The sequence below is a fragment of the Nocardioides sp. S-1144 genome, from assembly GCF_005954645.2.
GTDB lineage: Bacteria > Actinomycetota > Actinomycetes > Propionibacteriales > Nocardioidaceae > Nocardioides > Nocardioides dongxiaopingii.
Window position 1 is genome coordinate 1,872,307 of sequence record NZ_CP040695.2, and the last position, 13,265, is coordinate 1,885,571.

Here is a 13,265-nt window from a genome sequence, read left to right on the forward strand (position 1 = left end):
GTGGAGCTGGTGGACGGGCCTGACGACTGCGGCACGACTGGGTTCGCCTCTTCCAAGGTGAGATGACTGCATGATGGGTGCTGTCAAGGCTAGACCCACACGCCAGCAAATGCGCGTCAGGTAGTGGTCTTTCGTGCACCCTGTTACCGGAGCCACAGCACGAGGGCTCGTCCGCCCACCGCCGACCCACCCCGGGAGCCGCTCCACCATGACCGAACACCGCCGCCGCCGCCGAGCGCGGCTCGCCGCCCTGGCCGCGACCGGACTCCTGGCGGGCTCGGTCCTGGCCGGTTGCTCGGGCGACGACGAGCCCGGGCCGGCGCCCGCCTCGTCGTCGGCAGCGCCCTCGGAGGAGGCCGCGCCGCTCACCACGAAGGCCTCGCTGGGCACCGTGACCGGCAAGCTCCCGCCGGCCGCGCGCCGGTCGCTCCGCACCGACGTCGGCGCGGCCGTCGACGCCTGGATCGACGGCGCCTACGGCGGCGACTACCCGCGCACCGACTTCGACGGCGCGTTCACCACGTTCACCGCCGGGGCGCGCCAGCGCGCCGAGGCCGACCGCCGGCTGATGACCAACTCCGGGGTGGGCGACTCGGTCGACGCCGTCGAGCTGACGGCGCGGCGCGTGCGGGTCGACGCGCTGGCGCGCGGTGGCCGCGCGGCCGCCGCGACGGCCCACGTGCACGTCGGGCTCCGGGTCACCGGGACCGACGGCGAGGTGCGCCGCGACCGGGTGGTCGGCTCGCTCTTCCTCACCCGGGAGCGCGGGGGCTGGAAGGTCTTCGGCTACGACGTCAAGAGAGGACGCGTCTGATGCGCCGTGCCAGGAGGTGGGCCTCGTTGCTCGCCGTGCTGCTCACCGTGGGGCTGGTCGTCCCCGACTCCCAGGTCGCGGTCGCCCAGGCCTCGCTGGTGAAGTTCGAGCACGCCGAGGGGGTGGCGCTCGAGGACGACATGGTCTGGATCCTGGCGGTCGGCTCGGACGCGCGGGTCGGGGAGGACATGACCCGCGTCCGCGGCGACGCGCTGCAGCTGGTCGGGATGAACACCCGCACCGGCGCGGCGACGTCGATCGGCATCCCGCGCGACTCCTACGTCTCGATCCCGGGACGCGGCTCCGACCGGATCAACGCCGCCCTCTACCACGGCGGTCCGCAGCTCCTCGGCGAGACCGTCGGCGAGCTGGTCGGCATCGAGCCCGACTACGTCTTCGTGACCCGCTTCGAGTTCATGGCCGCGATGGTCGACGACATCGGCGGCATCACCGTCGACAACCCGCGCCAGTTCTCCGACCCCTACATCCGGCCGAAGGGTTTCGAGGAGGGACGCCTCGAGCTGAACGGCCAGGGCGCGACCGCCTTCTCCCGGGTCCGCAAGGCGCTGCCCGGGGGCGACTTCGACCGCTCCGCCAACCAGCAGCGGGTGTTGAAGGGCATCCAGGCCAGGATCGCCGAGCGGGCCGCCCGCCCCGGCTTCATCGAGGGCGGCGTGCTGTCGGTCATGAAGCACACCAGCACCGACCTCGGCCCCGGGGAGCTGTTCCGCATCGCCCACGCGGTGGCCCAGGTGGACCCCCGGAAGATCACCGGGTGCGTCGTCCTCGGCGGCTTCGCGACCATCGGCGGGGCCAGCGTCGTCACGCCCGACACGGCAGCGGCGCGACGCTACGGCGACGACGCGCGCAAGGACGCCACGATCGAGCGGTGCTGAGGGATCGGGCCGCGGGCCGGGGACCCGGCGTGCGGCCCGACCGCGGTGGTGGCGCCTCCGGCAGGATTCGAACCTGCGACACCTGGTACCGGAAACCAGTGCTCTATCCCCTGAGCTACGGAGGCCTGCGTCTCGCGACGCCCAGCGGACACTACCGGGCCCCGCTGGTGAGAAGGAAACCGGCCTGCGCCGATACCCTTCAGGGGTGAATCCCGCTCAGCTCTCCGCCACTGTCGTCGACGCCCTGGCGTCGCTCGTCGACCAGGGTGCGCTCACCCTGCCCGACGGCGTCCCGGCCGAGGTGACGGTGGAGCGACCGCGCGACAAGTCGCACGGCGACTACGCCACGAACGTGGCGCTCCAGCTGGCCAAGAGGGCCGGGACGAACCCGCGCGCCCTCGCCGAGCTGGTGGCCGAGCGGCTGCGCGCCTCCGACGGCGTCGCGCAGGTCGACATCGCCGGACCGGGGTTCCTCAACATCACCGTCGAGGCCGGGGCCCAGGGACGGATCGCGGCCGACATCGTCGCCGCCGGTGCGTCCTACGGCCACACCGAGACACTGGCCGGGCAGCGGATCAACGTCGAGTTCATCTCCGCCAACCCGACCGGCCCGCTGCACCTGGGCCACACCCGGTGGGCGGTGCTGGGCGACGCGATCGGACGCGTGCTGAGCGCGGCCGGGGCCACGGTGACCCGCGAGTTCTACATCAACGACCGCGGCAACCAGATGAACCTCTTCGGTGCCTCGATCCAGGCCGTGGCCCTCGGCGAGCCGGTGCCCGACGACGGCTACCACGGCGCCTACGTCGCCGACCTCGCCCAGCAGGTTCTCGCCGCCCACCCCGGCATCCTCGACCTGCCCGCCGACGAGCGGCTGGTGGCCTTCCGGGAGGCCGGCTACGCGCTCCAGCTCGCCGAGCAGCAGGCCCAGCTCGAGGGCTTCCAGACCCACTTCGACGTCTGGTTCTCCGAGCGCAGCCTGCACGACGCCGACGACGTCACCGCCCAGCTGGAGAAGCTGCGCGCGCAGGGCCACCTCTTCGACGCCGACGGAGCGCTGTGGATGCGCACCACCGACTTCGACGACGACAAGGACCGGGTGCTGATCCGGTCCAACGGCGAGCTGACCTACTTCGCCAGCGACACCGCCTACTACGTCAACAAGCGCGAGCGCGGCTTCGACCGTTGCATCTACCTGCTCGGTGCCGACCACCACGGCTACGTCAACCGGCTGCGGGCGATGGCCGCGTGCGCCGGCGACGACCCCGACAACAACATCGAGGTCCTCATCGGCCAGCTGGTCAAGATCCTCCAGGACGGCGAGGAGCTGCGGCTCTCCAAGCGGGCCGGCAACATCGTCGCGCTCCAGGAGCTCGTCGACGTGATCGGCGTCGACGCCCTGCGCTACTCCCTGGCGCGCTACCCGGCCGACTCGCCGCTCGTCCTCGACGTCGCGGAGATCACCCGGGCCTCGAACGACAACCCGGTCCACTACGTGCAGTACGCCCACGCCCGCACCTGCCGGATGATGGCGAACGCCGCCGACCTCGGCATGGCCCTGCCGGACGACTTCGACCCCGCGCTGCTGGCCCACGAGCGCGACCGCGACCTGCTGCGGGCCCTCGCGGAGTTCCCCCGCGTGGTCGCGAGCGCCGCGGAGCTGCGCGAGCCGCACCGGGTCGCGCGCTACCTGGAGGACACCGCCGCGACGTTCAACCGGTGGTACGACACCAAGGAGTGCCGGATGCTGCCGCAGGGCGACGAGCCGGTGACGCCGGCCAACGAGGCCCGGCTGGTGCTCGTGGTGGCGAGCCGGACGGTCCTGGCCAACGGCCTCGGCCTGCTCGGCGTCTCGGCCCCGGAGCGGATGTAGTCGATGAGCACGACCCACGAAGCAGGGTGGGCGCACGCGCCCGGAGCACTGCGCGGTCCCGCCTGGCTGGAGCCGCCCGCCGACCCCAACGCGCTGGTGCCGTCGCTGTGGAGCAGCACCGCCCACAAGCGCGACGGCGACCTGGTCGTCGGCGGCGTCGCGGTCGCCGACCTCGTCGCCGAGCACAACACGCCGGCCTACGTCCTCGACGAGGACGACTTCCGGGCCCGGGCCCGTGCGTTCCGGGACGGGTTCGCCGACTACGACGTCTACTACGCCGCCAAGGCGTTCCTGTGCACCGCGGTGGCCGGCTGGGTCGCCGAGGAGGGCCTGCACCTCGACGTGTGCTCCGACGGCGAGCTGACCGTCGCGCTGCGCGCCGGGGTCGACCCGTCGCGGATCGGCTACCACGGCAACAACAAGTCGCACCCCGAGCTGCGCCGTGCGGTCGCCGCCGGCGTCGGCCGGATCGTCGTCGACTCCTTCGCCGAGATCGAGCGCCTCGCGCAGGTCAGCGCCGACCTCGGCACCACCCAGGCCGTGATGGTCCGCGTGACCGCCGGGGTCGAGGCGCACACCCACGAGTACATCGCCACGGCCCACGAGGACCAGAAGTTCGGGTTCTCGATCACCAGCGGCGACGCCCTCGAGGCCGTGCGCCGGGTGCTGGCCGCCCCGGGGCTGGACCTGCGCGGGCTGCACTCCCACATCGGGAGCCAGATCTTCGACTCCTCCGGCTTCGAGGTCGCCGCGCGCCGCGTGCTGCGCCTGCACGCCCAGGTCGCCGACCCCGAGGCCGGGCCGGGCGTCACCATGCCCGAGATGGACCTCGGCGGCGGCTTCGGCATCGCCTACACCACCCAGGACGACCCCACCGAGCCCGCCCAGCTGGCCGCCGAGATGACCTCGATCGTCGCCCACGAGTGCCGCGCGCTCGGGCTCGAGGCGCCGCGGCTCTCGATCGAGCCCGGCCGCGCGATCGTCGGCCCGTCGATGTGCACCGTCTACACCGTCGGCACCGTCAAGGCCGTCGCCCTCGACGGCGGCGCCGTGCGCACCTACGTCTCGGTCGACGGCGGGATGAGCGACAACATCCGCACCGCCCTGTACGACGCCGACTACTCCTGCACCATCGCGGCGCGCGCCTCGAGCGCGCCGCCGGTGCTGGCCCGCGTGGTCGGCAAGCACTGCGAGGCCGGTGACATCGTCGTCCGCGACGAGTTCCTCCCCGGCGACGTCGCCCCCGGCGACCTCCTGGCGGTCCCGGCCACCGGGGCCTACTGCCGCTCGATGGCCTCCAACTACAACCACGCCCTGCGCCCGCCCGTGATCGCGGTGCGGGACGGGGCCGCGCGGACCCTCCTGAGGCGCGAGACTGTGGACGACTTGCTGGCGACGGACGTGGGTGTGTGATGGGCGACAGGCCGCTGAAGGTGGCGATCCTCGGGTGCGGTGTCGTGGGCTCGCAGGTGGTGCGGCTGCTCGAGGAGCAGGCCGACGACCTGGCCGCCCGGGTGGGTCGACCGGTCGAGCTGGCTGGGGTGGCCGTGCGCCGCATCGACGCACCCCGTGACGTCGAGCTGCCCGCGGGGCTGCTGACCACCGACGCCGAGGCGCTGGTCGCGCGCGACGACGTCGACCTGGTGGTCGAGGTGATCGGCGGCATCGAGCCGGCCCGCACCCTCATCCTCTCCGCGCTCGAGCACGGCGCCAGCGTCGTCACCGCCAACAAGGCGCTGCTGGCCGAGGACGGCCCGACCCTGTTCGAGGCCGCCGAGAAGGCCGGGCGCGACCTCTACTACGAGGCCGCCGTGGCCGGCGCGATCCCGATCCTGCGCCCGCTGCGCGAGTCGCTCGCCGGCGACCGGGTGACCCGGGTGCTCGGCATCGTCAACGGCACCACCAACTTCATCCTCGACAAGATGGACACCTCGGGGGCCGGCTTCGCCGAGGCGCTCGAGGAGGCCCAGGACCTCGGGTACGCCGAGGCCGACCCGACCGCCGACGTCGAGGGCTTCGACGCCGCCGCGAAGGCCGCCATCCTCGCCTCGCTCGCCTTCCACTCCCGGGTGACCGCGGCCGACGTGCACCGCGAGGGCATCAGCGACGTCACCGCCGCCGACATCGCCTCGGCGCGCGAGATGGGCTGCGTCGTCAAGCTGCTCGCGATCTGCGAGCTCCGGCCCGGCACCGACGGCCCCGGCGGCGGCGACGAGACCGTCGCGGTCCGCGTCCACCCCGCGATGATCCCGCGCAGCCACCCGCTGGCCAGCGTCCGCGAGGCCTACAACGCCGTGTTCGTCGAGTCCGACGCCGCCGGCCAGCTGATGTTCTACGGGCCCGGGGCCGGCGGCGCGCCGACCGCGAGCGCCGTCATGGGCGACCTCGTCACCGTGGCGCGCAACCTGGTCGCCGGCACCCGCGGCGTCGGCGAGTCGGCCTACGCCGACCGGGCCGTGCTGCCGATGGGGGAGACCCGCACCCGCTACCACGTCGGCATCGACGTCGACGACCGCGCCGGCGTCCTGGCCGCCATCGCGCAGGCCTTCGCCGAGCACGACGTGTCGATCCAGACCATGCGCCAGGACGGCCGCGGCGACGACGCCCAGCTCGTGCTGGTCTCGCACGGCGCGACCGACGCCCAGCTCAGCGCCACCGTGGAGCACCTGCGGGGCATGGACATCGTCCGCGACGTCACCTCGGTGATGCGCGTCGAAGGAGCCGACGACCAGTGAGCACCCGAACCCACCAGTGGCGCGGCGTCGTCGAGGAGTACCGCGACCTCCTCGACATCCCGGCCGACACCCCGGCGGTCACCCTGCGCGAGGGCGGCACCCCGCTGGTGCACTCCGAGTGGCTCTCGGGGCTCACGGGCGCCACGGTGCACCTCAAGGTCGAGGGCAACAACCCGACCGGCTCGTTCAAGGACCGCGGGATGACCGCGGCGATCTCGGTCGCCAAGGCAGGAGGTGCCGAGGCCGTCGTCTGCGCCTCCACCGGCAACACCTCCGCCTCGATGGCCGCCTACGCCGCCAAGGCCGGCCTCAAGCCGCTCGTGCTGGTGCCGGAGGGCAAGATCGCGGCCGGCAAGATGGCCCAGGCGATCGTGCACGGCGCCCAGGTGATCATGGTGCGCGGCAACTTCGACGACTGCCTCGCGATGGCCCGCGGCCTGGCCGCCGAGTACCCGGTGGCGCTGGTCAACTCGGTCAACCCGGTGCGCCTCGAGGGTCAGAAGACCGCCGCGTTCGAGATCGTCGACTTCCTCGGCGACGCCCCCGACTACCACCTGCTGCCGGTCGGCAACGCCGGCAACATCTCCGCCTACTGGCTCGGCTACACCCAGTACGCCGAGCTCGGTCTCGCGTCGCGTCGTCCGGTGATGCGCGGCTTCCAGGCCGCCGGCGCCGCGCCGCTGGTCACCGGCGAGCCGTTCCCCGACCCGGAGACCAAGGCCACCGCGATCCGGATCGGCAACCCGGCGTCCTGGCACCTCGCCGAGCAGGCCGCGAAGGAGTCGGAGGGCCGCTTCGCCTCCGTCACCGACGAGCAGATCCTCGCCGCCCAGCGCGAGCTGGCCTCGCGCGACGGCGTCTTCGTCGAGCCGGCCTCGGCCGCCGGCATCGCCGGCATGCTGCAGGAGCTCGCCCACGGCGACACCTACGCCGGCAGCACCGTGGTGGTCACCGTGACCGGTCACGGGCTCAAGGACACCGCGACGGCGCTCGAGGGGGTCGGTGCGCTCGTCGACACCGTCGTCGACGCCGACGTGACGGCGGCCGCGGCGGCCGCCGGCCTCGCGTGAGCGGGTCCCTCCGGCCCCTGCGCTTCGTCGACGGCCCCGTGCGGGTCTCGGTGCCGGCGACCTCGGCCAACCTCGGGCCCGGCTTCGACGCGCTCGGCCTGGCCCTCGACCTGCGGGACCGGCTCGAGGCCGAGGTGCTGCCCGAGGGCCGCGCCGGGGTGGAGATCACCGTCGAGGGCGAGGGGGAGTCCTCGGTCCCGCTCGACGAGACCCACCTCGTCGTCCGCGCGATGCACGCGGCGTTCGACCTGCTCGGCGCCCGGCCGGCCGGGCTCCGGCTGCACTGCCGCAACGTCGTCCCGCACGCCCGCGGACTGGGGTCGTCGTCGGCGGCGATCGTCGGCGGCGTGGTCCTGGCCCGGGCACTCGTGGTCGACGGGGTCGCCCTCCTCGACGACGACGCGGTCTTCGCCCTGGTCGCCCGGATCGAGGGTCACCCCGACAATGTCGCCCCGGCCCTGTTCGGGGGCCTGACGATCTCCGGGCGCGACGACGACTTCTGGAGCGCCTCGGCGCCCGTCGACCCCCGGGTCGGCGTCGTCGTCCTCGTGCCGCCCACCGGGCTCTCGACCGAGCTGGCCCGCGGCCTGCTCCCGGACCGGGTCCCGCACGGCGACGCCGCCGCCAACGGTGCCCGGACGGCCCTGGTGGTCGCCGCGCTCGCCGGGCAGCCGCGGTGGCTGGCGACGGCGACCCGCGACTACCTGCACCAGGACTACCGGGAGCCGGCGATGCCCCACTCGCTGGCGCTGGTCCGTGCGCTGCGCGCCGACGGCGTCGCCGCGGTCGTCTCCGGCGCCGGACCGACGGTGCTGGCCTTCACGCTCGACGGCCCGGACGGCGAGGACACCCGGTCCCTGCTCGCCCGGTGTCCCGAGGGTTGGGCCGGTCGCCACCTCGCCGTCTCGACCGACGGCGCCGTCGTCGGATGAGCCACCGGACCGGGTCCGCGTGGTGCTAGCCTGGCCGCGCGCCGGGTCCCGGCGCTCGACCGCGGTCCACCCCACCGCGGCACCCACCACTCATCCTCGGAGCCGGTGCGGGCACCGCCCGTGATCCGACCGCTGCCGGCGGGCCACCCGGCCCGCGGCACGTGAACGTGCGAAGGACCCCCGTGACCGAAACGCCCGACACCGCCCCGACCGCCTCGGCCAAGAAGCGGACCGGCGGACTCAGCGCGATGCTGCTCGCCGACCTCAAGTCGATGGCGGGCGGGATGGGCATCGCCGGCGCCGGCTCGATGAAGAAGGCGCAGCTGATCGACGCCATCAAGGGCGCCCAGGCCTCGGCCGTGCCCGGTGGGTCCGGTGGGTCCGGCGACGGGGGAGCGGCACCCGCCGCCGCCCGGCGCCGCAAGCCGGCCGCGCAGGCGGAGGCCCAGGCCGAGCTCCCGGTGACCCCGTCGGAGGAGACCGCCGCGCCCGCCCGGGAGCGGCAGCCGCGGCGCCGCCGCGAGCAGGACCCGGCCGCCGGGGCGGCGTCGACGGAGCCGCAGCGACCCGGTTCGGCGCCCGCCGAGGCCCAGCCGGCCGAGCAGCGGCAGCCCGAGCAGGACCAGGCCGGGTCGAGGCGGTCCGAGCGCCAGGCCGAGCGCCAGGCCGACCGCGAGGCCGACCGCCAGGACGACCGCCCGGACGACCGTCAGTCGGACCGGCAGGGCGAGAAGAAGCAGGGCAAGCAGAACCAGGTCGAGAAGCCGGAGCAGAAGCCGGCCCAGAAGAGCGAGCCGAGGCCCGACCAGCAGTCCGACCAGGGCGACGGCGACGGCGACGGCGAGGGCCGCACCGGCCGCAACCGGCGTCGTCGCGGCCGTGACCGCAACCGCGTCGCCGGCGACGCGGGCGGCCAGGGCGGTGGCCAGGGCGGCCAGGGTGGAGCACCCGCGAGCCAGGGCCCGAAGCAGAACGCCGGCAACCAGGGCAACCAGGGCAACCAGGGCAAGGACGGCGGCGGCCAGGGCGGCGGGCACCGGCACGAGCCGGACACCACGATCCTCGAGGACGACGTCGTCGTCCCGGCGGCCGGCATCCTCGACGTCCTCGACAACTACGCCTTCGTCCGCACCAGCGGCTACCTGCCGGGCGCCGACGACGTCTACCTGTCGCTGTCGATGGTCCGGAAGTTCGGGCTGCGCCGCGGCGACGCGATCGTCGGCCAGGTGCGCCAGCCGCGCGAGGGCGAGCGCCGCGAGAAGTTCAACCCGATGGTGCGCATCGACAGCGTCAACGGCCACGACCCCGAGCAGTCGAGGTCGCGGGCCGACTTCGACCGGCTCACCGCGCTCTACCCGTCCGAGCGGCTGCGCCTCGAGACCGAGTCGGCCAACCTCGTCGGCCGGGTCGTCGACGTCGTGGCGCCGATCGGCAAGGGCCAGCGCGGCCTGGTCGTCGCGCCGGCGCGCTCGGGCCGCACGACGGTGCTGCAGTCGATCGCCCAGTCGGTCAGCGTCAACAACCCGGAGTGCCACCTGATGGTCGTCCTCGTCGACGAGCGGCCCGAGGAGGTCACCGACTACGAGCGCTCGGTCAAGGGCGAGGTGATCTCCTCGACCTTCGACCGCCCGGCCGGTGACCACACCGTCGTCGCCGAGCTCGCGATCGAGCGCGCCAAGCGCCTCGTCGAGCTCGGCCACGACGTCGTCGTCCTGCTCGACGGCCTGACCCGGCTGGCCCGTGCCTACCACCACTCCACCCCCGCGTCCGGGCGGCTGCTCGCCGGCGGCGTCGACGCCGCGGCGCTGCACCCGACGAAGAAGTTCTTCGGGGCGGCCCGCAACATCGAGAACGGCGGCTCGCTGACCATCATCGCCACCGCCGTCGTGGAGAGCGGCTCGGTGATGGACGAGGTGATCTTCGAGGAGTTCGCCGGCACCGGCAACATGGAGCTGCGGCTGCGCCGCGACCTCGCCGACAAGCGGGTCTTCCCGGCCATCGACCCCGTGCAGTCGGGCACCCGGCGCGAGGAGCTGCTGATGAGCGAGGAGGAGCTGGCGATCGTCTGGAAGCTGCGCCGGGTCCTGTCCAACCTCGACGGCCAGCAGGCGCTCGAGCTGCTGCTGGAGCGGCTGCGGCGGGCCGGCACCAACATCGAGTTCCTGATGAACGTGCAGAAGGCCACCCCGAAGAACGGGCAGGCGGCGATCTGATGGCACGGATCGTGGTCGCGGACGACGACGTCGACATCCGCGAGCTCGTGGAGTTCAAGCTCTCCACGATGGGGCACGAGATCGTGGCCGTCGGCGACGGCGGCGCCGCCCTCGCGGCCTGCCGCGCCCAGCGCCCCGACCTGTGCGTGCTCGACGTGATGATGCCCGGCGTCTCGGGCCTCGACGCGATCGCGATGATCCGCGCCGACCCCGACCTGGTCGGCCTGCCGGTGATCCTGCTGACCGCGCGCGCCCAGGAGGCCGACGTGGAGAGCGGCTTCGACTCCGGCGCCGACGACTACATCACCAAGCCGTTCAGCCCGCGCGAGCTGGCCTCGCGCGTCGAGGCGCTGCTGAGCCGCTGAGCGGGAATGTGCGTGAACCCCCACGGGTTCACTACAGTGCACCCGGTTCCGGTTCACGTCGCGCGCCGTGCGACGACCCGGAGCACCTGAGAGGACATGCCATGAAGAAGGACACGCACCCCGACTACGTCGCCACGCAGGTCACCTGCACGTGCGGCGCGTCGTTCGAGACCCGCAGCACTGTCGCGTCGGGCACCATCCGCTCCGACGTCTGCTCGCAGTGCCACCCGTTCTACACCGGCAAGCAGAAGATCCTCGACACCGGCGGCCGCGTCGCCCGGTTCCAGGCCCGCTACGCCAAGAAGGCCGCTGACTCCTCGAAGTAGCGACGCCGCCGACACCGACCTCCGCCCTCGAGCGGGGGTCGGTGTTCGCTTTTTCGTCGATCCGTCGCCCACGCCCCACCCGGTCGCAGCAGCCAGGAGCAGCCCATGTTCGAAGCAGTCGAGGGGCTCGTCGACGAGCACCGCGAGATCGAGGGTCGGCTCGGCGAGCCCGAGACCCACGCCGACGCCCGCCTGGCCAAGCGGCTGAACCGCCGCTACGCCGAGCTGAACGCCGTCATCGGCGCCTGGCGCGACTGGACCGCGCTGGGCGAGGACCTCGAGGCCGCCCGCGAGCTGGCGGGGGAGGACCCGGCCTTCGCCGAGGAGGCCGACGACATCGCGCGCCGCCTGCCGGTCGCCGAGGAGCGGCTGCGGCGCCTGCTGGTGCCGCGCGACCCCGCCGACGCCAACGACACGCTGCTCGAGGTGAAGTCCGGCGAGGGCGGGGAGGAGTCGGCGCTGTTCGCCGGCGACCTGCTCCGCATGTACACCCGGTACGCCGAGCGCCGCGGCTGGTCGGTCGAGGTGCTCGACGCGACCGAGTCCGACCTCGGCGGCTACAAGTCCGTGACCGTCGCGGTCAAGGCCAAGGGCACGCCCGAGCCGGGCGGGGCGCCGTTCGGCCTGCTCAAGTACGAGGGCGGGGTGCACCGCGTCCAGCGCGTCCCCGTCACCGAGTCGCAGGGGCGGGTGCACACCAGCGCCGCCGGCGTCCTGGTGCTGCCGGAGGCCGAGCAGGTCGACGTCCAGGTCGACGACAACGACCTGCGCATCGACGTCTACCGCAGCAGCGGGCCGGGCGGGCAGAGCGTCAACACCACCGACTCTGCCGTCCGGATCACCCACGTGCCGACCGGCATCGTCGCGAGCTGCCAGAACGAGAAGAGCCAGCTGCAGAACAAGGATCAGGCGATGCGGATCCTGCGGGCCCGGCTGCTGGCCGCCGCCCAGGAGGAGGCCGACGCCGAGGCCAGCGAGGCCCGGCGCAGCCAGGTGCGCACCGTCGACCGCTCCGAGCGGATCCGCACCTACAACTACCCCGAGAACCGGATCTCCGACCACCGCACCGGCTACAAGGCCTACAACCTCGACGCCGTCCTCGACGGCGACCTGCAGCCGGTCGTCGACTCGTGCGTCGAGGCCGACCTGGCCGCGCGCCTCGACGCGCTCGAGCAGTGACCCCGGCGCCGCGGAGCGCCCGTCGCGACGTGCTCGCCGGCGCCGTCGCGCGCCTGCGCGAGGGCGGCGTGGGCAGCCCGGAGCACGATGCCGCCGAGCTGCTGGCGCACGTGCTCGGCACCAGCCGGGGTGCGCTGGCCCTGGTCGACGACGTCGCCGCCGACGACCTGGCCGCGTACGGCGACTTCGTGGCCCGGCGCGCCGCGCGCGAGCCGCTGCAGCACCTCACCGGCGTGGCCGGGTTCCGCCACGTCGAGCTCGCCGTCGGTCCGGGGGTGTTCGTGCCGCGGCCCGAGACCGAGCTGCTGGCCGGCTGGGCGATCGAGCAGGCCCGGCTCGTGACCGGTCGGCGGCCCGTCGTCGTCGACCTGTGCACCGGCTCGGGCGCGATCGCCCGCTCGGTCGCCGACGAGGTGCCCCAGGCCGTCGTCCACGCCGTGGAGCTCGACGAGGCGGCCCTGGTGTGGGCGGCCCGCAACCTGGCCGGCACCGGGGTCGACCTGCGGGCCGGCTCGATGGCCGACGCCTTCGACGACCTGCTGGGCACCGTCGACGTCGTGGTGTGCAACCCGCCCTACATCCCGCTCGAGGCGTGGGAGTCGGTGGCGCCCGAGGCTCGCGACCACGACCCCCACCTCGCGCTCTTCTCCGGCGACGACGGTCTCGACGCGCTGCGCGTGCTGGAGCGGCGGGCGAGGGTCCTGCTGCACCCCGGCGGGGTCGTCGGCGCGGAGCACGCCGACGCCCAGGGCGCCTCCGCGCCGGCGGTGTTCGTCGACGCCGGCGGGTGGCTCGACGTCCGCGACCACCGCGACCTGGCCGACCGTCCGCGGTTCCTGACGGCGCGGCTGGCAGGATGAGT

At 73.9% G+C, this 13,265-nt stretch carries 12 protein-coding genes and 1 tRNA gene; 12 read left to right on the top strand and 1 reads right to left on the bottom strand.

Going from position 1 to position 13,265, the window contains the following annotated elements:
• Positions 1–208: 208 nt before the first annotated feature.
• A complete protein-coding gene (locus tag FE634_RS08790) occupies positions 209–814 on the top strand; it encodes a hypothetical protein (RefSeq protein WP_138875664.1) in 606 nt (201 codons plus the stop codon).
• The gene (locus tag FE634_RS08795) at positions 814–1,710 is read left to right on the top strand and encodes an LCP family protein (protein WP_137292112.1); all 897 of its coding nucleotides are present in this window, start codon (positions 814–816) and stop codon (positions 1,708–1,710) included. Before FE634_RS08790 ends, FE634_RS08795 begins: the two co-directional genes overlap by 1 nt.
• 49 nt (positions 1,711–1,759) lie before the next feature.
• Here the strand turns inward: FE634_RS08795 and FE634_RS08800 are convergent.
• Positions 1,760–1,835 (bottom strand) — tRNA-Arg (locus FE634_RS08800).
• A gap of 80 nt (positions 1,836–1,915) precedes the next feature.
• Here FE634_RS08800 and argS point away from each other — a divergent pair.
• The 10 genes from argS (at position 1,916) to prmC (ending at position 13,263) form a co-directional block, all read left to right on the top strand.
• Positions 1,916–3,583 (top strand): arginine--tRNA ligase, encoded by a 1,668-nt coding sequence (gene argS, locus FE634_RS08805; RefSeq protein WP_137292111.1) that lies wholly within the window; start codon positions 1,916–1,918, stop codon positions 3,581–3,583.
• Between the two features lie 3 nt (positions 3,584–3,586).
• The gene (lysA, locus tag FE634_RS08810; RefSeq protein WP_138875666.1) at positions 3,587–4,996 is read left to right on the top strand and encodes a diaminopimelate decarboxylase; all 1,410 of its coding nucleotides are present in this window, start codon (positions 3,587–3,589) and stop codon (positions 4,994–4,996) included.
• Positions 4,996–6,318: a homoserine dehydrogenase gene (locus tag FE634_RS08815; protein WP_137292109.1), complete on the top strand. Its 1,323-nt coding sequence runs from the start codon at positions 4,996–4,998 to the stop codon at positions 6,316–6,318. Before lysA ends, FE634_RS08815 begins: the two co-directional genes overlap by 1 nt.
• Positions 6,315–7,388 (top strand): threonine synthase, encoded by a 1,074-nt coding sequence (gene thrC, locus FE634_RS08820; RefSeq protein WP_137292108.1) that lies wholly within the window; start codon positions 6,315–6,317, stop codon positions 7,386–7,388. Before FE634_RS08815 ends, thrC begins: the two co-directional genes overlap by 4 nt.
• Entirely contained in the window at positions 7,385–8,320 is a 936-nt protein-coding gene (gene thrB / locus FE634_RS08825) for a homoserine kinase (protein WP_262347629.1), read from the top strand. The genes thrC and thrB overlap by 4 nt, the downstream gene beginning before the upstream one ends.
• A 248-nt stretch (positions 8,321–8,568) precedes the next feature.
• The gene (rho, locus tag FE634_RS08830) at positions 8,569–10,533 is read left to right on the top strand and encodes a transcription termination factor Rho (protein ID WP_222847729.1); all 1,965 of its coding nucleotides are present in this window, start codon (positions 8,569–8,571) and stop codon (positions 10,531–10,533) included.
• Positions 10,533–10,898 (top strand): response regulator transcription factor, encoded by a 366-nt coding sequence (locus FE634_RS08835; protein ID WP_137292106.1) that lies wholly within the window; start codon positions 10,533–10,535, stop codon positions 10,896–10,898. Before rho ends, FE634_RS08835 begins: the two co-directional genes overlap by 1 nt.
• A gap of 101 nt (positions 10,899–10,999) precedes the next feature.
• The gene (rpmE, locus tag FE634_RS08840) at positions 11,000–11,224 is read left to right on the top strand and encodes a 50S ribosomal protein L31 (RefSeq protein ID WP_137292105.1); all 225 of its coding nucleotides are present in this window, start codon (positions 11,000–11,002) and stop codon (positions 11,222–11,224) included.
• Positions 11,225–11,329: 105 nt separating this feature from the next.
• Entirely contained in the window at positions 11,330–12,403 is a 1,074-nt protein-coding gene (gene prfA, locus FE634_RS08845; protein WP_138875669.1) for a peptide chain release factor 1, read from the top strand.
• Positions 12,400–13,263 carry a peptide chain release factor N(5)-glutamine methyltransferase gene (gene prmC / locus FE634_RS08850; RefSeq protein ID WP_187366862.1) on the top strand — a complete coding sequence of 288 codons (864 nt, stop codon included), beginning with the start codon at positions 12,400–12,402 and terminating at the stop codon, positions 13,261–13,263. The genes prfA and prmC overlap by 4 nt, the downstream gene beginning before the upstream one ends.
• The last annotated feature ends 2 nt before the right edge of the window (positions 13,264–13,265 follow it).